The following is a 24,068-nucleotide window of genomic DNA, read 5'->3' as shown; positions in this document are numbered from 1 at the left end:
GCGCATCGGTCATATGCGCTGCACATCGTCTGGTGTGCTTGGTTGCGGGGGTAGGATTTGAACCTACGACCTTCGGGTTATGAGCCCGACGAGCTGCCAGACTGCTCCACCCCGCGTCAGAGAAATAAATTATAGGGTGAGGAAGTACTCACGTCAACACCTTTGTCACAATTTCTTCTCCCCTCCCCGCTATAGCGACGCGTGAGACCTTCGCCGCGTCGCGCATCGCGTGCGTTCGCACCGCGTGCTCGCGGTAAGATGGCGGCCTTCGCATTCACGCCGCACGCACATTCCCGTTCATGAAAATCGCCACCTGGAACGTCAACTCGCTCAACGTCCGCAAACAGCACGTGCTCGACTGGCTCACGCAAAGCGGCACCGACGTGCTGTGCCTGCAGGAACTGAAGCTGCCTGACGAGAAATTCCCGCGAGCCGATCTCGAAGCGGCCGGCTACCGCAGCTGGTTCACGGGCCAGAAGACCTACAACGGCGTCGCGATCCTCGCGCGCGACACGCTGTCCGTCGACGAATCGGACGTCGTGCGCAACATCCCTGGCTTCGACGATCCGCAACAGCGCGTGATCGCCGCGACGATCGACGGCGTGCGTATCGTGTCCGCCTATTTTCCGAACGGCCAGGCGCCCGACTCCGACAAGTTCGTCTACAAGATGCAGTGGCTCGATGCGCTGCATGCGTGGCTGAGCACCGAGCTGCAGCGCCACCCGAAGCTCGCGCTGCTCGGCGACTACAATATCGCGCCGGAAGATCGCGACGTGCACGATCCCGCGAAATGGGAAGGCCAGAACCTCGTGTCGCCGCAGGAGCGCGCGCACTTCGCGAAGCTGATCGAGCTTGGCTTCGTCGATGCGTTCCGCCGCTTCGAACAGCCCGAGAAGACCTTCACGTGGTGGGACTACCGGATGATGGCGTTCCGCCGCAACGCGGGGCTGCGCATCGACCACATCCTGCTGTCGCCTGCGCTCGCCGCAACCTGCACGTCGTGCGAAGTCGACCGCACGCCGCGCACGTGGGAACAGCCGTCCGACCACACGCCCGTCGTCGCGGTCGTCGGCTGATCGCGTAGCCCGCGCGCTTAGCGCCGCGCGGGTGCCGGCCCGAGATGGGCCCACAGGAACCCGAATTCGGCCGCGTCGGATTCGGCGCGTTCCAGATCGTCGGCGCTGCCGTGGCCGCCGTCGGTGTTCTCCCAGTACCACACCCGTTCGTGACCGAGCGCATGCATGTGCGCGGCCATCTTGCGCGCATGCGCGGGATGCACGCGATCGTCGCGCGTCGACGTCGTCAGCAGCAGCGGCGGATACGCAACGGCTTCGCGCACGCGGTGATACGGCGAATACGCGGCCAGCGCCGCACCCTCGCGCGGATCGTCCGGGTCGCCGTATTCGTCGAGCCACGCGGCGCCCGCGTGCAGCTTCGGATAACGCCGCATGTCGAGCAGCGGCACGCGGCACAGCACCGCGCCGAACAGCTCCGGCCGCTGCACCATGCACGCGGCGACCAGCAGCCCGCCGTTGCTGCCGCCCTCGATTCCGAGCTGCGCAGCGGTCGTCACGCCGGTCGCGACCAGATCCTCGGCCACCGCGATGAAATCGTCGAACGAACGCTGCCGGTACTCGCGCTGCGCGTCGACGTGCCAGCGCGGCCCGAACTCGCCGCCGCCGCGGATGTGCGCGAACGCCAAAACGCCGCCGCGTTCGAGCCACCCGATGCCGAACGCGTCGCTGTAGCCCGGCAGGTTCGGGATCGCAAAGCCGCCATAGCCCGACAGCAGGCACGGCCGCGCGACGCGCGCGGCGCCGTCGCGCGCATCGGGTGCGTCCAGCGCGTCGCTCGGCCCGATCAGCGTGTACGGCACCACCGTGCCGTCGCGCGAGCGCGCGCTTGCACGACGCACGACGAGCCCGGCCGCATCGAACTGCACCGGCGGCCGGTCGAGCAGCACGCGGCGCGACGGCGCATCGGCCGCGCGATCGGCAAGATCGGCCAGCCAGCATTCGGGCGGATCGAGATAGGTGTCGACGTCCACGTAGACCTCGTCGTTCAGCGTCGACTCGACGGGCTCGACGTCGATCTGCGCATCACCCGGCCAGTCGAACGGCCGCGCGTGCCACGTCCACGTGCCGTCGTCGGCCTGCCGCGGCTGCCACAGCGTCGTGCGGTTGTGCACGTCGTCGAGCCAGCTCGCGATCAGCATCGTGCGCGTGTGCGTCCACGTGCAGGCGGACGTCGACGGTTGCGGCGCGAACAGCGTCGTGAGCTCGCGCGACCCGGCCAGGAACGCCTGCTCGCGGATCGCGAGCAGCGAGCCGCCCGCATGGCGCACGCCGCCGCAATCCCAGTCGAGGCGCGGCTCCAGCACGAGCCAGCCTTCCCAGAACCCGACCTCGACATGCGTCGGCACGTCGTAGCGCGCCCACTCGCCCGCGTCCGTCAGCCGGTACGCATGCGCGTCGAAGAAATCGACGCTGCGCCACGCGACGTGACGCCCGTCGATCGGATCGAACCCCGCACCCGCGCTGATGTCGTCGGGTTCGCCGCGAAATACGACGGGCGCGTCGGCCAGCGGCGTGCCACGCACCCAGCGCCGCGCTTCATACGGATAACCGGCGGCAGTCGCATGCGCTTCGCCGCGATCCCAGCTCACGTAGACGGTATCGCGGTCGATCCAGCCGATCGTGTGATGCCCCGGCTCGTCGATCGTGAAACCGCCGTCGACGAAACGGCGCTCGACGAGATCGAATTCGCGCACGACGACCGCGTCGGCGCCGCCCGGCGACAGCGACAGCAGCGCGCGATCGCCGTCCGGATACAGGATCGCGTCCTGCTCGAACACCCACGACTCGCCCTCCTCGGCGCCGAGCACGTCGACGTCGAGCAGCGTCTCCCACGCCGGCCGGCCGGCGCGCCAGTCATCCCAGCGCGTGCGGCGCCACAGCCCCTTCGGATGGAGATCGTCCTGCCACAGGTCGTAGGCCCAGTCGCGCCAGCGGGTCGGAATCACCGGGCGTTCGCGCGGCAGATAGGCTTTCGCGAGACGCGCCGTGAGCGCGCGAAATGCGTCGTCGTCGCGCAGCGCGGCGCGCGTGCGCGCATTCTGCTCGTCGACCCACGTGCGGGCACGCTTGCTGTCGAGCGCTTCGAGGAAACGGAACGGGTCGGCCCCGGCGGGCCAGCGGAAGGAATCGGACATTGCGGATCGGCGATTGGGAAACTGCGTGCAAACCGCGATTATGTCCGATCGCGGCATGCGCGATGCCCGCGCATGCCGCGAATCGTGCTCAGGGCTCCAGATGCAGTTCCTGGATCTTGCGCGTGATCGTGTTGCGGCCGATGCCGAGCCGCTCCGCGGCCTCGACCTTTCGGCCGCGCGTGAAGTCGAGCGCCTCGCGGATCACGGCCGCCTCGAAGCGGCGCGCGAGCTCGTCCATCACGTCGGCCGAGTTCTCGCGCAACAGCCGCGCGACTTCGGTGCGCAAGCCATGCTCCCACACCGGATAGCCGGCCGGCGCGCCGCCGTTCGGCACTGCCGCACCGGACGCGGACGCCACCGGTGCCGCACCGATCGCCGGTTGCGCGAGCGCCGTGTCGCCGCCGCTGCCGTGCGCATCCGCGCCGTCGCCCGTCGCGGTGACCGGTGCACCGGCCGGCACGAGGTCGGGCGGCAAGTCCTTGATCTCGACGGTCTGCGCGGGCGCCATCACGGTCAGCCAGTTCGCGAGGTTCTCGAGCTGCCGCACGTTGCCGGGAAACGCCAGCGACGTCAGGTACGCTAGCGCATCGTCGGACACGCGCTTCGGCTCGACGCCGAGATCGCGCGCACTCTTCTGCAGGAAGTGGCGCGTGAGCAGCGCGATGTCCTCGCTGCGTTCGCGCAGCGGCGGCAGGCGCAGCCGGATCACGTTGAGCCGGTGGTAAAGGTCTTCGCGGAACAGCCCCTGCCGCACGCGCGCCTCGAGATTCTGGTGCGTCGCGGCGATCACGCGCACGTTCGCGCGCAGCGGGTTGTGCCCGCCGACCCGATAGAACTGCCCGTCCGACAGCACGCGCAGCAGGCGCGTCTGCAGGTCGAACGGCATGTCGCCGATTTCGTCGAGGAACAGCGTGCCGTTCTCGGCCTGCTCGAAGCGGCCCTGCCGCGTCGTCTGCGCGCCGGTGAACGCGCCGCGCTCGTGGCCGAACAGCTCGGATTCGAGCAGGTCCTTCGGAATCGCCGCGGTATTCAGCGCGATGAACGGCCCGTTCGCACGCGGGCTGTGACGGTGCAGCGCGCGGGCGACGAGCTCCTTGCCGGTGCCCGACTCGCCCGTGATCAGCACGGTCGCGGCCGAATGCGACAGGCGGCCGATCGCGCGGAACATGTCCTGCATCGCGGGCGCCTGGCCGAGCATCTCGGGCGCCTCGGCGATGCGCTCGTCCTGCGGCGTGCCGCCGCGCAGGCTTTCCTCGACCGCGCGGCGGATCAGCTCGACCGCCTTGTCGACGTCGAACGGCTTCGCGAGATATTCGAATGCGCCGCCCTGGAACGCCGCGACGGCGCTGTCGAGATCGGAGAACGCCGTCATGATGATGACGGGCAGGCCCGGCAGCCGCTCGTGCATCGCCTGCAGCAACTCGAGGCCCGAGCCGCCCGGCATCCGGATGTCGGACACGAGCACCTGCGGCGTCTCGTGGTCGAGCGCGGCCAGCGCATCGCGCACGTTCGCGAAGCTCTTCGTCGCGAAGCTGTCCCGGGCGAGTGCCTTTTCAAGCACCCAGCGGATCGATTGGTCGTCGTCTACTATCCAGATCGGCTTCATAGGTCGGTCAGGTATGGGTGAATCCGGTGAATCGTGCTGTTACCGCTCAATGGTCGAGCGGCAGCAGAATCTGAAATTCGGTACGTCCGGGCCGGCTCTCGACCTCGATCATCCCGTCGTGCTGCTGCACGAACGTCTGCGCGAGCGTGAGGCCGAGGCCGCTGCCGTCGTCGCGCCCGGACACGAGCGGGTAGAAGATCCGGTCGCGGATCTCTTCCGGAATGCCGGGCCCGTTGTCGATCACGTGCAAGTCCAGTGCCAGCTTGTACAGGCGCTTCGCGATCGTGATCTTGCGCGCGATGCGGGTGCGCAGCTCGATCTTCGCGTCGCCCTGCGCGATCCGTTCGCGCAGCGCCTGCGCGGCGTTGCGCACGATGTTGAGCAGCGCCTGGATCAGTTGCTCCTTGTCGCCGCGCAGATCCGGCACGCTCACGTCGTAGTCGCGCTCGATCGTGAGCCCGCGCGGGAATTCCGCGAGCATCACCGCGCGCACGCGTTCGCACACTTCATGAATGTTCACGTCGCCGACGATGTGCGGATGCCGGTGCGGCTCCAGCAACCGGTCGACGAGCGTCTGCAGGCGGTCGGACTCCTTGATGATCACCTGCGTGTATTCGCGCAACTCGCCGCGCTCGCGCTCGCCGAGCTCGAATTCGAGCAGCTGGGCTGCGCCGCGAATTCCGCCGAGCGGGTTCTTGATCTCGTGCGCGAGGTTGCGGATCAGCTGCTTGTTGACCGCGGTCAGGTCGTGGATGCGCTCCTCGCGATCGGTACGCGACTGCCGCTCGTTCTCGAACAGCTCGACGAGCACGAAATCGGGCGCGGTCTCGAGGAAGCCGACGATCGCGTGCACATGCAGCGGTTCGCGGCCGGGCCGGTCGAGCACGGTATCGAGGTGTGTCGCGTGAAAGCGCTCCTCGCCGATCGCGGTGATCGTCGACGCGAGTTCGTTCGCGTTCGGAAAAATCTCGCCCCACGGCCGCTGCGCGAGCTGCCGGCGCGAGATATCGAGCATCGCCTCCGCTGACGGGTTCGCGAACGCGATCCGCAGCGTCTTGCGGTCGAGCACGATCACGACCGTCGGCAGCGCTTCCAGCCCCGCAAGCAGGCCCGACCGCGAGAGCCGCTCGTCGTCCGTCAGTCGCTCGGGCTGCCCCGTTTTCGCCTTGATCAGATTCTTCAGAACCATCTGCGTGCTTGTCGCGCCTCAACGGGCCAGAAAATGAAAATCGTCGGAACAAAAAAGGGACGGCTGGACGCCGTCCCCTTTCAGACTCCGCCGCCCCCGCCGCAGGCTGCGCGACGGGAACGAACCGGCAAAACGGCGCTGAATCGAAGCGCCATCGCCGATTACAGCGAGTAGTACATCTCGAACTCGATCGGGTGCGTCGTCATGCGGAACTTCGCCAGCTCCTGCTCCTTCAGCGCGAGGTACGCGTCGATCATGCCGTCCGTGAACACGCCGCCGCGCGTCAGGAACTCGCGATCCTTGTCGAGCGCTTCGAGTGCCTGGTCGAGGCCCGCGCAGACGGTCGGGATCTTTGCATCCTCTTCCGGCGGCAGGTCGTACAGGTTCTTGTCCGCGGCTTCGCCCGGATGGATCTTGTTCTGGATCCCGTCGAGGCCGGCCATCATCAGCGCCGTGAAGCACAGGTACGGGTTCGCCATCGGATCCGGGAAGCGCGTTTCGATGCGGCGGCCCTTCGGGTTTGACACGTGCGGAATGCGGATCGATGCCGAACGGTTGCGTGCCGAGTAGGCCAGCTTGACCGGTGCCTCGAAGTGCGGGACCAGACGCTTGTACGAGTTCGTCGTCGGGTTCGTGATCGCGTTCAGTGCACGGGCGTGCTTGATGATGCCGCCGATGTAGAACAGCGCCAGTTCCGACAGGCCGGCGTAGCCGTTGCCCGCGAACAGGTTCTGGCCATCCTTCCAGAGCGACTGGTGGACGTGCATGCCCGAACCGTTGTCGCCGACGACCGGCTTCGGCATGAACGTCGCCGTCTTGCCGTACGAGTGCGCGACGTTATGGATGATGTACTTCGACCATTGCGTCCAGTCGGCGCGCTGCACGAGCGTCGAGAACTTCGTGCCGATTTCGTTCTGGCCCTGGCCCGCCACTTCGTGGTGGTGCACTTCGACCGGGATGCCGAGCTGTTCGAGCAGCAGGCACATTTCCGAACGGATGTCCTGGAACGTGTCGACCGGCGCGACCGGGAAGTAGCCGCCCTTCGTGCCCGGACGGTGGCCCGTGTTGCCGCCTTCGAATTCCTTGCCTGCCGACCACGGTGCTTCTTCCGAGTTGATCTTCACGAAGCAGCCCGACATGTCCGTGTTCCACTGGACCGAGTCGAAAATGAAGAATTCCGGTTCCGGACCGAAGTAGGCCGTGTCGCCGATGCCCGTGCTCTTCAGGTACGCTTCGCCGCGCTTCGCGAGCGAACGCGGATCGCGCTCGTAGCCCTTGCCGTCGGCCGGCTCGACCACGTCGCAGGTCAGCACGAGGGTCGACTCTTCATAGAACGGGTCGATGAATGCGGCGGTCGGGTCCGGCATGAGCAGCATGTCCGACGCCTCGATGCCCTTCCAGCCCGCGATCGACGAGCCGTCGAATGCATGACCGCTTTCGAACTTGTCTTCGTCAAACGCCGAAACCGGCACCGACACGTGCTGTTCCTTGCCGCGCGTATCCGTGAAGCGGAAATCGACGAACTTGACGTCCTCGTCCTTCACGAGCTGCATGACGTCGGCGACGGTTTTACTCATAACCTCTTCTCCTGATTGAACAATTCCGGCGGACTGGGAACCGCCTCGTTTATCGAGCTGATCGGGGTCTTGCTTTTGCGCAGCGCGCCCCGATTCGACCGAATTCTATAAAGCAGCTTCCGTGCCACCTATGTGCAAGACTGGCGCGAATCGCGCCGGCGCTCGTCGCGACGGGGCTGTGCTGCGCGATTCCGGGGCCCGGCGCCGCACCGGCCAGCAACCGATGGCACCGAGATGGTGCAATCGTCGCGACGCGTCGCGCCCGCGGAATCATTGTGGTGCACGCGAGCCATTCTGCACTTTTTTGGTGAACGCGTGTGCGGTACAAGCACCGTAGCGCATGCGGACGTCCGTGCCGTGACGCCGCGCTAGAATGTTCGTTTGATCGATAGGAGACTCCCTGCCATGAGTACGCTCGACCAGCTTTACGCGAAGGCCGACGAACGCCGCGCACAAGGCGCGCTCAACTACGCCGGCGCGCTGCTGCCGGTCGAGGCATTCGAACTGCTGCAGCTCGACCCGTCGGCACGCCTCGTCGACGTGCGCACCCGCGCCGAGCTCGACTGGATCGGCCGCCCGCTCGTTGGCGACGGCCAGTACCTGCACCTCGAATGGACGCGCTACCCGGGCGGCGTGCCGAACGCCGAATTCGTCAACGAACTGAAGGCGGCCGTCGCGCCCGATACGCCCGTGCTGTTCCTGTGCCGCAGCGCCGCGCGCTCGAAGCTCGCCGCAGTCGCGTCGTCGCAGGCCGGCTTCACGAAAGCGTTCGACCTGCTCGAAGGCTTCGAGGGTGCAAAGGACGCCGAAGGCCACCGCAAGACGGTCGACGGCTGGTGCTTCCGCAAACTGCCGTGGATCGGCGCCTGAAGGGGCACGCTCCCGACCGGTTGCGACAACCGACAACCTCATCGTCGAGCCGGGCGATGACATGCCGATGACGGGCCGCGTTGCGCGGCCCGTCGCTTTTGGTGCGGAAGATCAGGCGCGCGGCGAGTCGGGCTCGACGACATCGCCGCCGAGCAGGTGCACGCCTTCGCGCAGCTTCACGAACGCGGCCGCGACCGCTTCCGGCTCGCCTTTCACGCCGAGGTCGATGTGACGGCGCGCATAGATGCCGCCGCGCTCCGCGTCGCCTACGCTCGGCAGGCTGAACACGCGCACGCCGGGGAAGTCGCGCTCGATGCGCTCCATCAGCGGCGTGAGCGTCGATTCCGGCAGCTCGAACACGTACAGCGAGCGCTCCGCGTGCGGCGTCGCGTGATGCAGGTGCGCGTATTTCGTATCGAGCACCCATTCGATCATCGGCCAGGCCATCACCGGGAAGCCCGGCACGAAATGCAGATCGTCGACCGAGAAACCGGGAATCCGGTTATAGCCGTTCGGGATGATCGTCGCGCCCACCGGGAACACGCCCATGTTGAAGCGGTGCTGGTTCTCCGGCGAGTCGAAGTCGACCGGCGTGGCCGGATCGCCATGCGTTTCCCGAATCCGCTCCGAGATCAGCACCTTCGCTTCCGGATGCAGTTCGAGCGGCACGCCGAGCGCGGCGGCCGCGCACTGGCGCGTGTGGTCGTCCGGCGTCGCGCCGATGCCGCCCGTCGAGAACACGATGTCGCCCGACGCGATCGCGCGTGCGAGCGTCGCCGTGATGCGCGCCGGATCGTCGCCGACGTATTCGGCCCAGTCGAGCGCGAGGCCGCGCGCGCCGAGCAGCTCGATGACCTTCGCAAGATGCTTGTCCTGCCGGCGGCCCGAAAGGATTTCGTCGCCGATGATGACGATGCCGATGCTCATGCCTGCCCCATGTCGATTGCGGTGGCGCGCGAGTTCGCGCGCAGGTCCTCCAGCGCGCGCAGGCAATAGTGCCCGAACCACAGCGCCGAGAAGACGAGGATGAAAGCGTAAACCCAGATCATGGCCGCCGCGACGAACGGAAACAGCACCATCATCCAGACCGACGATACCCACACGAAGGTCGGCACGGTGCCGAGCAGTCCGGTCGCGACGCCGATGCCGATCAGCGGCCAGCGATGCTGCCGCACGAGCGCGCGACGCTCGTCGCGGCTCGCGTGCAGCGCGAGCGCGTCATAGGTCATCACGCGGTAGGTGAGCCAGCCCCAGATCACCGGCGGCAGCAGCGCGAAGAACGGCGGGATCAGCCACAGCGGGATCGTGACGACGAGCACGACGACGCCGGCCAGCGCCGCCCACAGCGAATTGAACACGCTGCCGAAGAAGGTGCCGCCCCGCTTCGGCTCGAGCGCTGCAAACTGCCGGTTCGACAGGTGCTTGATCACGACCGGCATCGAAATCGTCGCGATCAGCAGCAGCACGGTCAGCACGATCAGCGGAATCGCGAGCGACACGACCACGAACGGCGCGACGACCGCATGCAATTGCGACATGCCGATCGCGTCGAACGCGCGATACAGCGCGGCCGTCAGCACGAAGCCGTCGAGCGCGCCGCGCGCGAGGTCCAGCAGCGTCTGCCACGTGAACCACAGCAGGACGCCCCACAGGACGGCCGAGACGAGGAACGGCATCAGGGTGAGCCAGAGCATGCGCGGGTGCAATGCGCTCGCCAATGCCCGGACGAAGGAACGCAGCAAATCGTTCATGCGAGCCTGTATGGACGGAGAAAAACGGGGAAAGGATAAACCACGCGGCCCGCATGCGCCAAAGCGCATGCGGGCCGCGTGGGAGAGCCGCTCAACGGGAGAGTGGCCGGGTCAGGCCGACGCCGCGCCGCGCTTCGCGGGGAACAGGCGCCGGAAGATCCGCACGAACGCGAGGCCGTGCTGCGCCCAGAAGCCTTCGCCGTAGGACACGCCGTCGACCTGCTCGCGGATGCCGGTCGGCTCGACCGTGCGGTTCCACGACGCGGTGCCGAACATCATGTCCCACCACGGGAACAGCACGCCGAAGTTGCAGCCGTACTTGGTGCCTTCGTGGCCGTAGCCGACCGCGTGGTGGCGCCGGTGGAAGATCGGGCTCACGAGCAGGCGCTCGCCGAGCCAGCCGAACGACAGCCGTGCATTCGTATGCTGGATGCTCTGCATGAAGTTCGTGAATGCGGTCAGCACGACGAACTGCGACGGCGTCACGCCGATCACGAGCGCGATCGCCGCGAAAAAGCACGACTGGATCACGTCGTCGAGCAGGTGGTTGCGGTCGTCGCACCACAGCGACATCTGCCGCTGGCTATGGTGCACCGCGTGCAACTCCCACCAGATGCCGAACTTGTGCTGCCAGCGGTGATACCAGTAGCCCGCGAAGTCGAGCACGACGAGATAGATCGCGAACGCGACGATCGGCTGCGAGGTCACGCCCGGCCACAGATAGTCGAGGTTGAAGTTCGCGACGCCGTGCAGGCGCAGCCATGCCTGGAAGTTGTCGAATACCGGCTGCAGCGCGAAGAAGAAGAACAGCGTGTAGATGCCGAGCTTCGAGATCGCCGTATAGATCACGTCGACCCGCACCGCGCGGCGGTTCTTCCAGCGCTCGACCGGCAGCAGCGCCTCGAGCGGGCGCAGCAGCGCGAACATCAGCACCATCTGCAGCGCGCCGATGATCACCCAGTACAGCGCGTCGTAGGTGTCCTCGTCATAGTCCATCAGGTTGAACTTGAAGAGGAGCGGCTGCACGACGTCGACGTACAGCCAGGTCTGGATGTCCGACACGAACGCATCGATCAGGTGCAGCATCGTTCGCCCCCGCCCGTTACGCGCCGTTTGCCGCCTTCCACGGCGCGCGGTCGTAGAAGTAGATGCCGTGCGGCGAGCGGCCGACGGAGATCGTCTGCACCAGCTTGCGCGACGCCAGGTCGATGATCCCGACCTTCTTCGCGAAGCGGAACGTTACCCACAGCGTCTTCTTGTCGGCGGACAGCTCCATGTCGTCGGGGCCCGGCAGCAGGCCGGTGATGTCGCCGACGTTGGTGAGCGTGTTCTCGTCGATGATGCTGATCGTGTTCGCGACCCGGTTCGTCACCACGACGTGCGTGCCGTCGGCGAGCGAGCGGAAGTTGTGCGCGCCCTTGCCCGTGTAGATCTGCTTGACGACCTTCTGGTTGCGCCAGTCGACCACGGCGACGTAATCCGCGCCGGTCATCCCGACGAGCAGGAATTTGTCGTCCGGCGTGAGCCACAGGCCGGCCGGCACGTTGCCGACCTTCATCTTCCACTTGACCGTCTGGGTCGGCAGGTCGATCGCCGCGATCTCGCCGGACACCTGCAGCGACACGAGCAGCGTCTTGCTGTCCTTCGTGAACGCGAGGTGGCTCGGCATCACCGCGAGCGGCACGCGCTTCGCGAGGTGCAGGTTCTGGCCGTCGTAGCCGTAGATGTCGACGCGGTCGAGCCGCAGACCTGCCGCCGCGAACCACTTGCGGTCGGGCGAGAAGCCGAGCTGGTAAGGATCGTCGATCCCTTCGACGGTGCGCTGCAGCTTGCCCGTCTTCGGATCGAGGAACATCAGGCTGTTCGAGATCGAATTCGCGACGATCAGCGACGAATTGTCGGGCGCCGCCATCAGATGGTGCGGCTCCTTGCCGGTCGGCATCGTGCCGACGACCTCGCGGGTCTGCTGATCGATCAGGGAAAGCGTCGCTTCGGCCGAATTGAGGACGATCACGTTATTCGCGTGTGCGGCGGGCGCCAGTACGGCGGCGGCCAGCGCGAGCGTGCGGCCGAGGGAAAGGAAAGTGCGCATGAAGACTCACGTCGTGGAACAACCGTCATTGTAAAACGCTCAACCGGCCTCGCCGGTTGACCGAAATCGGCGTTGCGCCACTTCGACGCATGCCGCGGCGCCGGACAAGCCGGCGCGGCATGCGCCGTGCGGGCGGCCGGGGCCGGCCGCCGGTGCGGGCCCGGGAAACCGATGTTGCGCTAACGCTGCATCGACTCCCAGACCTTGTGCAGACGCTTGACAGAGACCGGCATCGGCGTGCGCAGTTCCTGCGCGAACAGCGAAATTCGCAGTTCCTCGAGCAGCCAGCGGAATTCCGCGAGCCGCGGGTCGGCGACGCCGCCGCGCTGCGACACCGCGCGCTGGTACTGCTGGGCAAGCGGCAGCAGGTCGGCTGACTGCTTCGCGTCGCGCGCCGGATCGGCCTTCAGCTTGTCGATCCGCAGCGCAATGCCCTTCAGGTAGCGCGGGAAGTGCGCAAGCTGCACGTAAGGCGTGTCGATCACGAAGCGCTTGCCGACCAGCGCGGCGAGCTGCTGCTGCAGATCGGCGTGCGCCTGCGCGAACGGCTTCGCCTGCGCGAGTTTCTTCACGAGACCCGCGTATTCGGCGAGGATCTGCCCGACGAGCCGCGCGATTTCCTGCGCGAGCAGGTTCAGGCGGCTGCGGCCCTCGTCGCGTCGCGCGTGGAAGCTCGCGTCGTCGTCGGGCAGCGGATCCTGCAGGCACGCGCGGTCGAGCGCCGTGTCGATCAGCTGGTCGCGCAACTCGTCCTGCGTGCCGAGCGACATGTACTGCATCGCCATCTCGCGCAGGCCCGGCAGGTTCTTCTCGAGGAACTTGATCGGCTCCTTCAGCTGCAGCGCGAACAGCCGCCGCAAGCCGGCCCGGTGGATGCGCGCGGCCTCCTCCGGCGAATCGAACACCTCGACGTCGCAATGCGTGCCGCGGTCGACGAGCGCCGGGTAGCCGTACAGCGTCTGGCCGCGCCGGCGGATCTCCAGCAGCTCGGGAAGCTTGCCGAAATTCCACGTCGTCAGGTTCTCGTACAGCGCCGTCGCGCCGGCTTCCGCCGCAGCTGCCGTCTGCGGCGCCGCGCCCTTGCCGGCCTTCGCGCCGCGACCGGCGGAACCGGCCACGGCGGCAGGCGCCGCGGCCTGGCCGGCTGCCGGGCCGGCATCGGCCTCGCCGCCGGTCGAGATCGTCGACGCCGCCGCGATCTTCTGGAACTGCTGCTGCGCCTGCGCGCCGAGCTCCTGGCGAAGCTGCGCGAGATTGCGCCCCATCGCGAGCTGGCGGCCGTGCTCGTCGATCACCTTGAAGTTCATGAACAGGTGCGCGGGCAGCGTCTCGAGCTTGAAATCGGCCGTCTTCATCGCGACCTGCGTCTCGCCGCGCACGTCGGCGATCAGCGCCTCGACGAGCCCGCCCGCGCCGAAGCGCTCGCGCCCCATCCGCTCGACGAAGCCGGCCGCGTACTCGGGCAGCGGCACGCAGTGGCGGCGCAGCTTCTGCGGCAGCGACTTCAGCAGCAACTGCACCTTTTCCTTCAGCATCCCCGGCACGAGCCACTCGCAGCGGCGCGCGTCGACCTGGTTCAGCGCGTACAGCGGCACCGCGAGCGTCACGCCGTCGCGCGGCGTGCCGGGCTCGAAGTGGTACGTGAGCGCCATCTCGACGCCGGCCATCGTCGCGCGCTTCGGGAACAGCTCGGTCGTCACGCCGGCCGCCTCGTGGCGCATCAGGTCGTCGCGCGACAGGTACAGCAGCCGCAGCTTGTCCTCGGGCTGGCCGCCCTGCTTCACCTCGTCGCGATACCAGCGCTCGAACGCGACGCCGGTGTGGATCCCTTCCGGAATCGCCTGGTCGTAGAACGCGTAGATCAGCTCGTCGTCGACCAGCACGTCCTGCCGGCGCGACTTGTGCTCGAGCTGCTCGATGTCGGCGAGCAGCTTGCGGTTGTGCGCGAAGAACGCAAGCTTCGTGTCGAACTCGCCTTCGACCAGCGCGCCGCGGATGAACAGCTCGCGCGCACGCGCCGGATCCTGCTTGCCGAACGCGACGCGCCGGCGGTGGTAGATCGGCAGCCCGTACAGCGTCGCGCGCTCGTACGCGCTGACCTGCGCCGGGCGCTTTTCCCAGTGCGGCTCCGACAGCGACTTCTTCAGCAGGTGCGCGCCGATCTTCTCGACCCATTCGGGCTCGATCTTCGCGAGGCAGCGCGCGTACAGCCGGCTCGTCTCGACGAGCTCGGCCGCCATCACCCAGCGGCCGGCCTTCTTCGCGAGCACGGAGCCCGGCCACAGGTAGAACTTGATCCCGCGCGCGCCGAGATAGTGCGGATCGTCGTCGGCCTTCAGGCCGAGGTTGCCGAGCAGGCCCGTCAACAGGGCCAGATGAACCTGTTCGTAGGTCGCCTCGACTTCGTTGAGCCGCCAGCCGTGCTCGCGCACGACGGTCAGCAACTGCGAATGGACGTCGCGCCACTCGCGCAGCCGCAGGTGCGACAGGAAGTTCTGCCGGCACGCGTCGACGAGCTGGCGGTTCGACTTCTTGTGCGCGACGGCCTCTTCGAACCACGCCCAGATCTTCAGCCACTGCAGGAATTCGGAACGCTCGTCGGCGAACCGGCGGTGCGCCTGGTCGGCCTGCTCCTGCGCTTCGATCGGCCGGTCGCGCGGGTCCTGCACGGACAGCGCGCTCGCGATGATCAGCACCTCGCGCAGCGACTGCTGGTCGCGCGCGGCGAGAATCATCCGGCCGACGCGCGGGTCGAGCGGCAGCCGCGCGAGTTCGCGGCCGAGCGGCGTCAGCGCGTTGTCGTCGTCGACCGCGCCGAGTTCGTTCAGCAACTGGTAACCGTCCGCGATCGCGCGGCCCGGCGGCGGTTCGAGGAACGGGAACGATTCGATCGCCGTCAGGTGCAGCGACTTCATTCGCAGGATCACCGACGCGAGCGACGAACGCAGGATTTCCGGATCGGTGAAGCGCACGCGCGCCTGGTAGTCGCTTTCCTCGTACAAGCGGATGCAGACGCCGTCGGCCACGCGGCCGCAGCGGCCCGCGCGCTGGTTCGCCGCAGCCTGCGAGATCGACTCGACCTGCAACTGCTCGACCTTGTTCCGGTACGAATAACGCTTCACGCGCGCGAGACCGGTATCGACGACGTAGCGGATGCCCGGCACCGTCAGCGACGTTTCGGCGACGTTGGTCGCGAGCACGATGCGACGCGCGTTCGACGCCTTGAACACCTTGTCCTGGTCGGCCGCCGAGAGCCGCGCGAACAGCGGCAGGATCTCGGTGTGCGGCGGATGGTGCTTGCGCAGCGCCTCGGCCGCCTCGCGAATCTCGCGCTCGCCGGGCAGGAACACCAGCACGTCGCCGGGGCCCTCGCGGCACAGCTCGTCGACCGCGTCGACGATCGCGTCCATCAGGTCGCGCTCGGCCTCGCGCGCGGTCTTCACGCGGTCGCGGCCGGCCGTGCCTTCGGCATTTTTCACGGCCGGGCGATCCTCGGCCACCGGGCGGTAGCGCATCTCGACCGGATACAGCCGCCCGCTCACCTCGATCACGGGCGCCGGGCGCTCGTCGGTGCCGAAATGGCGCGCGAAGCGATCGGCGTCGATCGTCGCGGACGTGACGATCAGCTTCAGGTCCGGCCGCCTCGGCAGGATTTCCTTCAGGTAGCCGAGCAGGAAGTCGATGTTCAGGCTGCGCTCGTGCGCCTCGTCGATGATCAGCGTGTCGTACGCCTTCAGCAGCGGGTCGGTCTGCGTCTCGGCGAGCAGGATGCCGTCCGTCATCAGCTTCACGGATGCGCCCGGCGCGAGGTTGTCGGTAAAGCGCACCTTGTAGCCGACCACCTCGCCGAACGGCGTGCCGAGCTCCTCGGCGATCCGGCGGCCGGTCGACGACGCGGCGAGGCGCCGCGGCTGCGTATGGCCGATCAGGCCCGTGCCGCCGGCACCGAGGCCGCGGCCGAGATCGAGACAGATCTTCGGCAACTGCGTGGTCTTGCCCGAGCCCGTTTCGCCGCAGACGATGACGACCTGATGACCGGCGATCGCGCGCGCGATTTCGTCGCGCTTGCCCGACACGGGCAGGCTTTCGGGGTAGCTGATCGGTGGGACGGGATTGGGCGCGACGGCGGCGCGCGGCGGACGCTCGCGGCGCGGGGGGCGTGCATCGGGCGCGTTCGTCGTGGCCGGCTGGCGCGCATCGCCGCGCCGTTCGTCGCCGCGCGGCCCGAGTGGCGGTTGGCCCTGCTGCTTTTCCTGCTGCTGGCGCGGCGGCTGCCCCTGCTGCTGGCGCGCATCGGCCGCACCATCCGGGTGCCGGGCCGACGGCGCTTTGGCCCGCGTCGGCGCGGGACTTTTAGGTACATTCGACATGGGGGCGCATTATAATCCCGCCCATGAATTCCCAAACCGACCTCCCTCCCGCCCAGACCGGCGCCGCGACGCCGCCGGCCGCCGACGATTCGGCCGCCAGCCACGCGCAGTTCGTCGACTGGATGCGCTCCGTCGCGCCCTATATCCACAAGTTCCGCAACAGCACGTTCGTCGTGGGGTTCGGCGGCGAAGTGGTGCAGCAGGGCCTGCTGAACGCGCTCGTGTCCGACATCGCGCTGCTGCAGGCGATGGGCATCCAGATCGTGCTCGTGCACGGCTCGCGCCCGCAGGTCGAGGAGCAGCTTAGCCTGCACGGTGTCGAATCCGAGTTTTCGCACGGCCTGCGCATCACCGATGCGCGCGCGCTCGAATCCGCGAAGGAAGCGGCCGGCGAAGTGCGTCTCGACATCGAGGCCGCGATCAGCCAGGGTCTGCCGAACTCACCGATGGCGCACGCGCACATCAGCGTCGTGTCGGGCAACTTCGTGACCGCGCGGCCGGTGGGGATTCTCGACGGGGTCGATTTCGCGCATACGGGCATCGTGCGCAAGATCGACGCCGAATCGATCCGCCATTCGCTCGCGAGCCGCAAGCTCGTGCTGCTGTCGCCGCTCGGTTTCTCGCCGACCGGCGAGGCGTTCAATCTGTCGATGGAAGACGTCGCGTCGGCCGCCGCGATCGCGCTGCGCGCCGACAAGATCGTGTTCCTGACCGACGGCCCCGGCATCGTCGACGACGAAGGCGAGCTGATCCGCGAAATGTCGCTCGATGCGGCGGCCGAGCTGCTCGATTCCGGCAACGTCCAGGGCGACGACGCGTTCTTCCTGAAGCACTCGATCCGCGCGTGCCGCGGCGGCGTGACGCGTGCGCACCTGATCCCGCAATCGCTCGACGGCAGCATGCTGCTCGAACTGTTCCTGCACGACGGCGTCGGCACGATGATCTCGTACGAGAACCTCGAAAGCCTGCGCGAAGCGACGCCGGACGACGTCGGCGGCATCCTGTCGCTGATCGAGCCGCTCGAGTCGGACGGCACGCTGGTGCGGCGCGGCCGCCACCAGATCGAACGCGACATCGACCATTTCTCGGTGATCGAGCACGATGGCGTGCTATTCGGCTGCGCGGCGCTGTATCCGTACCAGCAGGAGAAGATCGGCGAGATGGCGTGCCTGACGGTCGCGCCGGAAGCGCAGGGCTCGGGCGACGGCGAGCGCCTGCTCAAGCGCATCGAGCAGCGCGCACGCGCGCGCGGCCTCACGCACATCTTCGTGCTCACGACGCGCACCGAGCACTGGTTCCTCAAGCGCGGCTTCGTCAAGGTCAGCGTCGACGACCTGCCGGAAGACCGCCGCAAACTCTACAACTGGCAGCGAAAGTCGCTCGTGCTGATGAAACAGCTCTGAGCGGCGCAAGACGCCCGCCCTCCCCCAGTCCGATTACAGGAGAAGTACACGATGGCTCGTATGATTCAATGCGCGAAGCTCGGCAAGGAAGCCGAAGGTCTCGATTTCCCGCCGCTGCCGGGCGAACTCGGCAAGCGCATCTATGAAAGCGTCTCGAAGGAAGCCTGGCAGGGCTGGCTCAAGCAGCAGACGATGCTGATCAACGAAAACCGCCTGAACATGGCCGACCCGCGGGCACGCCAGTACCTGATGAAGCAGACCGAGAAGTACTTCTTCGGCGACGGCGCGGACCAGGCGTCCGGCTACGTGCCGCCGACGGAAGGCTGATGACGTGATGCGCGGAGCCGGCCGCCTGCCGGCCGCGTGATGCAGGGAAAACGGCACCGTGTATCGCACGGTGCCGTTTTCTTTTGGAGTCGCGCGATCGACGCGACTCAACCGGCCGGTTTCAACGCGCCGCCGTCACCCGGCTGCTGCGGCCCGTCGCTCGCGCTTTCTGCGCTTCCGCCTTCGGCACCCCATTCGGCCGCATCGCTGCGCTCGGCGGTCGACAGCTCGTCCGCACGATACCCGGTGCGGTTCAGCAGTGCCAACATGCAGACGAGCGACACGAGCGCGTAAAGGCCCGACGCGACCGCGACGCCGACGATGCTGCCCGTCGAATTGAGGATCGCCTGCGCGAGAACCGGCGTGCCGCCGCCGACGACGAGCGCGCTCAGTTGATACGCGAGCGACAGGCCCGTGTAGCGGATGTTCGCCGGAAACACGCGCGCGAGCACGCCGCCGACCGCGCCGTAGAACATCGCGGACGGAATCGTCGAGATGCACATGCCCGCGACGGCCACCCAGTACGAGCCCGTCGCGAGCGCATGGAACATCACGGGCATCAGCACGATTTCCGGAATCAGGATCCAGCACATCGCGCGCCGCATGTCGACCTTCGACACGAACCACGCGCCGACCGGCTGCATCAGGAACTGCACGACGAGCGAAATCGACAGGATGCCGAGGAACGTACCCTGCGCGTAGCCGAGCTCCTTGGTCGCCCACGACAGCGCGAACGTGCTGCGGAAATACGTGACGTTGATCACCGGCAGCGTGCCTGCCGCGAGCAGCACGACCACCCAGTGATCGCGCACGACGTCGCGCAGCGGCAGCTTCACCGTGCGCTTGCGCGCGAGCACACGCTGCATGTCGGCCGATTCCTCGAGCTTCAGCCGGATCACCATGCCGATGATCACGAGCACGGCCGACAGCAGGAACGGAATGCGCCAGCCCCACATGAGGAAGGACGGTGTCGGCAATGCGCTCAGCGCGAAGAACGCGGCCGTCGCGAGCAGGTTGCCGGTGGGCGAGCCCTGCTGCGCGAACGCCGCATACAGGATGCTGCGATGCTTCGGCGCGTTCTCGCTCGCGATCAGCACCGCGCCGCCCCACTCGCCGCCGACCGCGATGCCCTGCAGCACGCGCAGCACGACGAGCCCGGCCGGCGCCCATACGCCGATCTGCGCATAACCTGGCAGCAGGCCGATGCCCGTCGTCGCGAGGCCCATCATCACCAACGTGATCACGAGCGCGGTCTTGCGGCCGACGCGATCGCCGAGATGCCCGAACACGATCCCGCCGAGCGGCCGCGCGGCGAAGCCGGCCCAGAACGTGACGAACGCGAGCAGCGTCGCGACGCCGGGGTCCATCGTGCTCGAAAAGAACACCTTGCCGAACACGAGCGCCGCGGCCGTGCCGTAGATGTAGAAGTCGTACCACTCGATCGTGGTGCCGACGAACGCCGCGAAGGCGGCGCGGCCAGGCCGCGGTTGCGCGGCGGGCGGGGATTGCGGACGGCTCATCGATGTCTCCAGGTTTGGGTTCGGGGGCGCGACTGCCGCGCGCCTTTCCCGGGTGGCCGGCATTGCGCCGCCGGCCGGCGGCGTTGTGTCAGTGGGTGACGCCTAGTCGGGCGCCTGGCCGGGTGCCGTTTTCAGCACGCCGGCATCGAGCAGTTGCTGCTGAAGCGCGCGATCGACGCCGAGCCGATCGAGCACCGCGCGCGTGTCGCGGCCGAGCGCGGGCGGCGGCGTTCGATAGGTGGCCGGCGTGCGCGACAGCTTCACCGGCGACGCGGTGCCGCGATACGCGCCGATCTCGACGAACAGGTTCCGGTGCAGCGCATGCGGATCGTGCGCGACGTCAGCCACCGTTCGCACCGGCCCGCACGGCACGCCGGCCGCCATCAGGTCGCGCGCGAGCGGCTCGCATGCGTACGCGGCGAGCCGCGCTTCCAGTTCGGCCTTCAGCTCGGGCCGGTGCGCGCAGCGGCTGCGGTTGTCGACGAAGCGCGGATCGCCGGCGAGCGCCGGCGCACCGAGATGCGCGACGAGCCGCGCGAACTGCCGGTCGTTGCCGACCGCGAGGAAGATCGGCACGGTCGACGTGCGGTAGCTGTCGTACGGCGCGATGTTCGGATGCGCGTTGCCGCTGCGCGCCGGCACGCGCCCCGAGCCGAAGAAGTTCGGCAGGTGCGGATGCAGCAGCGACACGCCGCAGTCGTACAGCGCGATGTCGATCGACTGCCCTCGCCCGCTCTTTTCCCGCTCCGCGAGCGCGAGCAGGATGCCCGCGAGCGCGTTGAGCCCCGTGACCATGTCGACGATCGGCAAGCCGATGCGCGTCGCGCCGCCGTCGCGCTCGCCGTTGACGCTCATCAGCCCCGCCATCGCCTGGATCACCGCGTCGTAGCCGGGCAGCCCGCCGAGCGGACCGTCTGCGCCGAAGCCCGTCACCGCGCAGTGGATCAGGCGCGGGAAGCGCGGCTGCAGGTCGCGCGCATAGTCCATCCCCCAGCGCGCCAGCGTGCCGGGCTTGAAGTTCTCGACGAGCACGTCGGCGTCTTCGAGCAGGCGCCACAGGATCGCGCGCCCTTCTTCGTGCGACAGGTCGAGCGCGAGCCCTTCCTTGTTGCGGTTGACGCCCATGAAGTACCACGCGGTATCGCCGAGGAACGGCGGCCCCCAGCCGCGCGTCTCGTCGCCGGCCGGCGGCTCGATCTTGACCACCGTCGCGCCGTGGTCGGCCAGCGCCTGCGTGCAGTACGGGCCGCCGAGCACGCGGCTCAGGTCGACGACCTTCAGGCCGTCCAGCGCACCTCGCGTCGCGTTCATCGTTCGACCTCCGGCAGCAGGTCGAGCGCCGTGTCGAGCGCGATCGGCGTGCCGCGCAGCAGCGCGTCGTATGCGGCCGAATCGTCGTCGCGCGACGCAGGCGCGAGCGGATCGACCGGCAGCAGCTTGTGGCGCACGATCAGGTGCGCGAGCGCGAGGCGCCGAAAATCCGGCGCGAGCCGCACACCCTCGCAGGCCATCAGCACGGCCGCACTCGTGTAGTACAGCGCGGATGCGGCCTGCCGCACGCGTGAATCGTCGCCTTCCGCGGCGACCCGCGCGAGCGCGTCGCATGCGCGCGCGAGAACACGCCGCAGCGCCTCGCGGCTCGCGTCGGGCAGCGGCGCCGCGCCGAGCCGGTCGCCGAGGAACGCTCGCAGCGCATCGAGCGCGTGTTCGCGCTGCGCGGCCCGCGCGACGTCGAGCGCGACGATGTTGCTCGTGCCCTCCCAGATCGAGCCGAGATGCGCATCGCGCACGACCCGTGCGTCGCTCCATTCCTCGATGTAGCCGGTGCCGCCGCGCACTTCCATCGCGTCGCCCGTCACGCGGCGCGCATCGCGGCACGCACGGAACTTGATCAGCGGCGTCAGGATCCGCACGCAGCGCGCGGCCTGCTCGTCGCCCGCATCGGCCTGCGGCAGCAGCAGCGCGATCTGCATGAACATCGCGCGCGCGGCCTCGGCCGGCAGCAGCATCTTCATCAACTGGCGCTGCATCAGCGGCATCTCGATCAGCTTGCGGCCAAAGGCCTCGCGATGCGCGGCGACGTGCAGCGCCTCGTTCAGCGCGCGCCGCATCAGCCCGGCCGCGCGCACGCCGTTCGACAATCGCGACATGTTGATCATGTCGGCCATCTGGTGGAAACCGCGGCCGATCTCGCCGATCAGGTAGGCCTGCGCGCCTTCGAGCGCGATCTCGCCGCTCGCCATCGACCGGCTGCCGAGCTTGTCCTTCAAGCGCACGATCCGATAACGGTTGCGCGTGCCGTCCGGCAGCGTCTTCGGCAGCAGGAACAGCGCGAGGCCCTTGATGCCGTCCGGCGCGCCGTCGGGACGCGCGAGCACCATCGCGAGATCGGCATCCGCATTCGAGCAGAACCACTTGTCGCCCGTGAGGCGCCAGACGGTCTCGCCGTGCGCGTCGGTCTCGCGCGCCGCGCGCGTCGCGATGCGGCCGACGTCGGAGCCGGCCGCCTGCTCGGTCATGAACATCGCACCCTGGTACAGCGTGTCGAAGTCGCGCGACGCGAGCATCGGCAGGTAACGCGCGACGAGCGCCGGATCGCCGAAGCGGCGCAGCGTGCGCGTCAGCGAATCGGTCATGCTGACCGGGCAGCACAGCCCGAATTCCGCCTGCACGAACAGGAACGTCAGCGCGTACTTGACGAGCGGCGGCACGGATTCAGAACCGTGGCTCAATGACGCGAGCCCGAGCTCCGAATACGCGACGCGTTCGAGCGCGACATACGCGGGATCCTTGTCGATCCGCTGCACGGCCTCGCCGCGCCGGTTGCGGTGCTCGAGCACGGGCGGGTGCTTGTCCGCACGCGATGCCCATTCGTCGAGCTCGCCCGACACACGCGCACCGAGCGCACGGAGCTGCGGTTCGAGTTCGGCATAGAGCGCGTCGCCGAGATGCAGCTTCAGCAACGCGCCGAGATCGGGATCGGCGGTGAAGAAATCGATGCCCCGGCTGTCGGGGATGTTGGATGCGCCGGTATCCGGCGTGCGGGCGGTGTCGTTCATGCGTGTGTCTCCTGGGTTGCCGGCCCGTCGGCCGGGGCGGGCGCCGCGGCGCCCGGTCGACCTTGTGCAAAGCCTTTCGCAGAGCGTAGGCGCGTGATCGATAAGCGTCCAATACAGGATTTATCCGGTACGATAGATATCGCTTATCGATGCCGACGCCGGGAGGAGACACCATGGAACTGAGGCAGTTGCGCTACTTCGTGGCGGTCGCCGAGGAACTGCATTTCGGGCGCGCGGCGAAGCGCCTGTTCATCTCGCAGCCGGCGCTGAGTTTCGACATCCGCAAGTTCGAGGAAGCGCTCGGCGTGCAGCTCTTTTCGCGCACCAACAAGACCGTCGCGCTGACCAACGCGGGCGAGGTGCTGCTCGGCGAAGCGCGCCGGCTGCTGCTGCAGGCGGCCGAGGCCGAGCGCCTGACGGTACGCTCCGCGTCGGGCCTCGCGGGCCGGCTGCGGATCGGCTTCGTCCATTCGATGCTGTATCGCGGGCTGCCCGATGCGGTGCGGCGCTTCGAGGCCGACTACCCTGGCGTCGAGGTCGTGCTGAGCGAGATGAATACGCACGCGCAGGTGCAGGCGATCCAGCGCGGCCAGATCGATCTAGGTTATGCGCACTGGGGCCACTTCCCGCCCGAGGTCGAATCGGCGCCCGTCTATGCGGAGCCGTTCGTATGCTGCCTGCCGGCCGCGCATCCGCTCGCGCGCCGCAGGCAGCTCGCGGTCGCCGCGCTCGCGGCGGAACCGTTCATCCTGTTTCCGCGCGACGCCGCGCCGCACTATCACGACCTGATCATCGCGCAGTGCGTGAACGCGGGATTCAGCCCGCTGATCCGCCACGAGGCGCGGCTGTGGCAGACGATCCTGTCGATGATCGAGTTCGGGATGGGCATCGCGCTGGTGCCACGCGTGCTGCAGCAGGTGAAAAGCGACCGGCTCGCGTTCCGGCCGCTGAAGGACGCGTCGCTCGAATCGCACACGCTCGCGCTGAAGCGCAGCGGCACCGCCGAACCGGTGGCGCTGCGCTTCGCCGACTACGTGCGTGCGTCGATCGACGCGCTGCCCGCGCTCGCGGGCTGAGCGGGAGCACGGCTCCG

General features: G+C 68.0%; 17 protein-coding genes and 1 tRNA gene. 5 read left to right on the top strand and 13 right to left on the bottom strand.

Features of this window, described 5'->3' with window-relative positions; translation table 11 throughout:
- Window positions 1-39: 39 nt before the first annotated feature.
- Window positions 40-116, bottom strand: a tRNA-Met gene (locus OEJ37_RS19095).
- Between the two features lie 183 nt (window positions 117-299).
- Here OEJ37_RS19095 and xth point away from each other — a divergent pair.
- Entirely contained in the window at window positions 300-1,076 is a 777-nt protein-coding gene (xth, locus tag OEJ37_RS19090; protein WP_174420579.1) for an exodeoxyribonuclease III, read from the top strand.
- Between the two features lie 17 nt (window positions 1,077-1,093).
- On the opposite strand, the gene OEJ37_RS19085 is transcribed toward xth, so the two are convergent.
- From OEJ37_RS19085 to glnA, 4 genes are all read right to left on the bottom strand, one after another.
- Window positions 1,094-3,211, bottom strand: coding sequence for a prolyl oligopeptidase family serine peptidase (locus OEJ37_RS19085; RefSeq protein ID WP_263345114.1), 2,118 nt, complete (start codon window positions 3,209-3,211; stop codon window positions 1,094-1,096).
- Between the two features lie 88 nt (window positions 3,212-3,299).
- Complete coding sequence (ntrC, locus tag OEJ37_RS19080; RefSeq protein ID WP_175920293.1) at window positions 3,300-4,817, bottom strand: nitrogen regulation protein NR(I); 1,518 nt, start codon at window positions 4,815-4,817, stop codon at window positions 3,300-3,302.
- 46 nt (window positions 4,818-4,863) lie between these two features.
- Window positions 4,864-6,006: a nitrogen regulation protein NR(II) gene (gene glnL, locus OEJ37_RS19075; RefSeq protein ID WP_174420577.1), complete on the bottom strand. Its 1,143-nt coding sequence runs from the start codon at window positions 6,004-6,006 to the stop codon at window positions 4,864-4,866.
- A gap of 161 nt (window positions 6,007-6,167) precedes the next feature.
- Window positions 6,168-7,583, bottom strand: coding sequence for a type I glutamate--ammonia ligase (gene glnA / locus OEJ37_RS19070; protein WP_263345113.1), 1,416 nt, complete (start codon window positions 7,581-7,583; stop codon window positions 6,168-6,170).
- Between the two features lie 405 nt (window positions 7,584-7,988).
- On the opposite strand from glnA, the gene OEJ37_RS19065 reads away from it, so the two are divergent.
- Window positions 7,989-8,453 carry a rhodanese-like domain-containing protein gene (locus OEJ37_RS19065; RefSeq protein ID WP_152856980.1) on the top strand — a complete coding sequence of 155 codons (465 nt, stop codon included), beginning with the start codon at window positions 7,989-7,991 and terminating at the stop codon, window positions 8,451-8,453.
- A 111-nt stretch (window positions 8,454-8,564) separates the two neighbouring features.
- On the opposite strand, the gene OEJ37_RS19060 is transcribed toward OEJ37_RS19065, so the two are convergent.
- The 5 genes from OEJ37_RS19060 to hrpA all read right to left on the bottom strand — a co-directional run bounded on the left by OEJ37_RS19060 (window position 8,565) and on the right by hrpA (window position 16,666).
- On the bottom strand, window positions 8,565-9,380 hold the full coding sequence (locus tag OEJ37_RS19060) for a competence/damage-inducible protein A (RefSeq protein WP_263345112.1): 816 nt from the start codon (window positions 9,378-9,380) through the stop codon (window positions 8,565-8,567).
- The gene (locus OEJ37_RS19055) at window positions 9,377-10,204 is read right to left on the bottom strand and encodes an EI24 domain-containing protein (RefSeq protein ID WP_175920294.1); all 828 of its coding nucleotides are present in this window, start codon (window positions 10,202-10,204) and stop codon (window positions 9,377-9,379) included. The genes OEJ37_RS19060 and OEJ37_RS19055 overlap by 4 nt, the downstream gene beginning before the upstream one ends.
- 111 nt (window positions 10,205-10,315) lie before the next feature.
- Window positions 10,316-11,290: a sterol desaturase family protein gene (locus tag OEJ37_RS19050; protein WP_174422049.1), complete on the bottom strand. Its 975-nt coding sequence runs from the start codon at window positions 11,288-11,290 to the stop codon at window positions 10,316-10,318.
- 16 nt (window positions 11,291-11,306) lie between these two features.
- Window positions 11,307-12,296: a beta-propeller fold lactonase family protein gene (locus OEJ37_RS19045; RefSeq protein ID WP_263345111.1), complete on the bottom strand. Its 990-nt coding sequence runs from the start codon at window positions 12,294-12,296 to the stop codon at window positions 11,307-11,309.
- Between the two features lie 179 nt (window positions 12,297-12,475).
- Window positions 12,476-16,666, bottom strand: a complete 4,191-nt coding sequence (gene hrpA / locus OEJ37_RS19040; RefSeq protein ID WP_263345110.1) for an ATP-dependent RNA helicase HrpA — start codon at window positions 16,664-16,666, stop codon at window positions 12,476-12,478.
- Window positions 16,667-16,689: 23 nt separating this feature from the next.
- Between hrpA and argA the strand changes: the two genes are divergently transcribed.
- Complete coding sequence (argA, locus tag OEJ37_RS19035) at window positions 16,690-18,069, top strand: amino-acid N-acetyltransferase (protein WP_129512519.1); 1,380 nt, start codon at window positions 16,690-16,692, stop codon at window positions 18,067-18,069.
- 51 nt (window positions 18,070-18,120) lie between these two features.
- Window positions 18,121-18,396, top strand: coding sequence for an oxidative damage protection protein (locus tag OEJ37_RS19030; protein WP_006478357.1), 276 nt, complete (start codon window positions 18,121-18,123; stop codon window positions 18,394-18,396).
- 107 nt (window positions 18,397-18,503) lie between these two features.
- On the opposite strand, the gene OEJ37_RS19025 is transcribed toward OEJ37_RS19030, so the two are convergent.
- The 3 genes from OEJ37_RS19025 to OEJ37_RS19015 form a co-directional block, all read right to left on the bottom strand.
- Entirely contained in the window at window positions 18,504-19,916 is a 1,413-nt protein-coding gene (locus OEJ37_RS19025; RefSeq protein WP_263345109.1) for an MFS transporter, read from the bottom strand.
- A 102-nt stretch (window positions 19,917-20,018) separates the two neighbouring features.
- A complete protein-coding gene (locus OEJ37_RS19020) occupies window positions 20,019-21,227 on the bottom strand; it encodes a CaiB/BaiF CoA transferase family protein (protein ID WP_263345108.1) in 1,209 nt (402 codons plus the stop codon).
- A complete protein-coding gene (locus tag OEJ37_RS19015) occupies window positions 21,224-22,975 on the bottom strand; it encodes an acyl-CoA dehydrogenase family protein (protein WP_175920298.1) in 1,752 nt (583 codons plus the stop codon). Before OEJ37_RS19015 ends, OEJ37_RS19020 begins: the two co-directional genes overlap by 4 nt.
- 173 nt (window positions 22,976-23,148) lie before the next feature.
- On the opposite strand from OEJ37_RS19015, the gene OEJ37_RS19010 reads away from it, so the two are divergent.
- A complete protein-coding gene (locus OEJ37_RS19010) occupies window positions 23,149-24,051 on the top strand; it encodes a LysR family transcriptional regulator (RefSeq protein WP_174422056.1) in 903 nt (300 codons plus the stop codon).
- Window positions 24,052-24,068 lie beyond the last annotated feature (17 nt).

Source organism: Burkholderia sp. BKH01 (assembly GCF_025685725.1).
Taxonomy (GTDB): Bacteria; Pseudomonadota; Gammaproteobacteria; order Burkholderiales; family Burkholderiaceae; genus Burkholderia; species Burkholderia pyrrocinia_C.
Note: the sequence above shows the minus strand (reverse complement) of the source record. Positions and strands in the feature narration are given on the sequence as shown.

Excerpts from the sequence above, each read along its gene's own strand:
- xth (WP_174420579.1), top strand. The coding sequence starts at position 300 with ATGAAAATCGCCACCTGGAACGTCAACTCGCTCAACGTCCGCAAACAG.
- OEJ37_RS19085 (WP_263345114.1), bottom strand. The coding sequence starts at position 3,211 with ATGTCCGATTCCTTCCGCTGGCCCGCCGGGGCCGACCCGTTCCGTTTC.
- ntrC (WP_175920293.1), bottom strand. The coding sequence starts at position 4,817 with ATGAAGCCGATCTGGATAGTAGACGACGACCAATCGATCCGCTGGGTG.
- glnL (WP_174420577.1), bottom strand. The coding sequence starts at position 6,006 with ATGGTTCTGAAGAATCTGATCAAGGCGAAAACGGGGCAGCCCGAGCGA.
- glnA (WP_263345113.1), bottom strand. The coding sequence starts at position 7,583 with ATGAGTAAAACCGTCGCCGACGTCATGCAGCTCGTGAAGGACGAGGAC.
- OEJ37_RS19065 (WP_152856980.1), top strand. The coding sequence starts at position 7,989 with ATGAGTACGCTCGACCAGCTTTACGCGAAGGCCGACGAACGCCGCGCA.
- OEJ37_RS19060 (WP_263345112.1), bottom strand. The coding sequence starts at position 9,380 with ATGAGCATCGGCATCGTCATCATCGGCGACGAAATCCTTTCGGGCCGC.
- OEJ37_RS19055 (WP_175920294.1), bottom strand. The coding sequence starts at position 10,204 with ATGAACGATTTGCTGCGTTCCTTCGTCCGGGCATTGGCGAGCGCATTG.
- OEJ37_RS19050 (WP_174422049.1), bottom strand. The coding sequence starts at position 11,290 with ATGCTGCACCTGATCGATGCGTTCGTGTCGGACATCCAGACCTGGCTG.
- OEJ37_RS19045 (WP_263345111.1), bottom strand. The coding sequence starts at position 12,296 with ATGCGCACTTTCCTTTCCCTCGGCCGCACGCTCGCGCTGGCCGCCGCC.
- hrpA (WP_263345110.1), bottom strand. The coding sequence starts at position 16,666 with ATGTCGAATGTACCTAAAAGTCCCGCGCCGACGCGGGCCAAAGCGCCG.
- argA (WP_129512519.1), top strand. The coding sequence starts at position 16,690 with ATGAATTCCCAAACCGACCTCCCTCCCGCCCAGACCGGCGCCGCGACG.
- OEJ37_RS19030 (WP_006478357.1), top strand. The coding sequence starts at position 18,121 with ATGGCTCGTATGATTCAATGCGCGAAGCTCGGCAAGGAAGCCGAAGGT.
- OEJ37_RS19025 (WP_263345109.1), bottom strand. The coding sequence starts at position 19,916 with ATGAGCCGTCCGCAATCCCCGCCCGCCGCGCAACCGCGGCCTGGCCGC.
- OEJ37_RS19020 (WP_263345108.1), bottom strand. The coding sequence starts at position 21,227 with ATGAACGCGACGCGAGGTGCGCTGGACGGCCTGAAGGTCGTCGACCTG.
- OEJ37_RS19015 (WP_175920298.1), bottom strand. The coding sequence starts at position 22,975 with ATGAACGACACCGCCCGCACGCCGGATACCGGCGCATCCAACATCCCC.
- OEJ37_RS19010 (WP_174422056.1), top strand. The coding sequence starts at position 23,149 with ATGGAACTGAGGCAGTTGCGCTACTTCGTGGCGGTCGCCGAGGAACTG.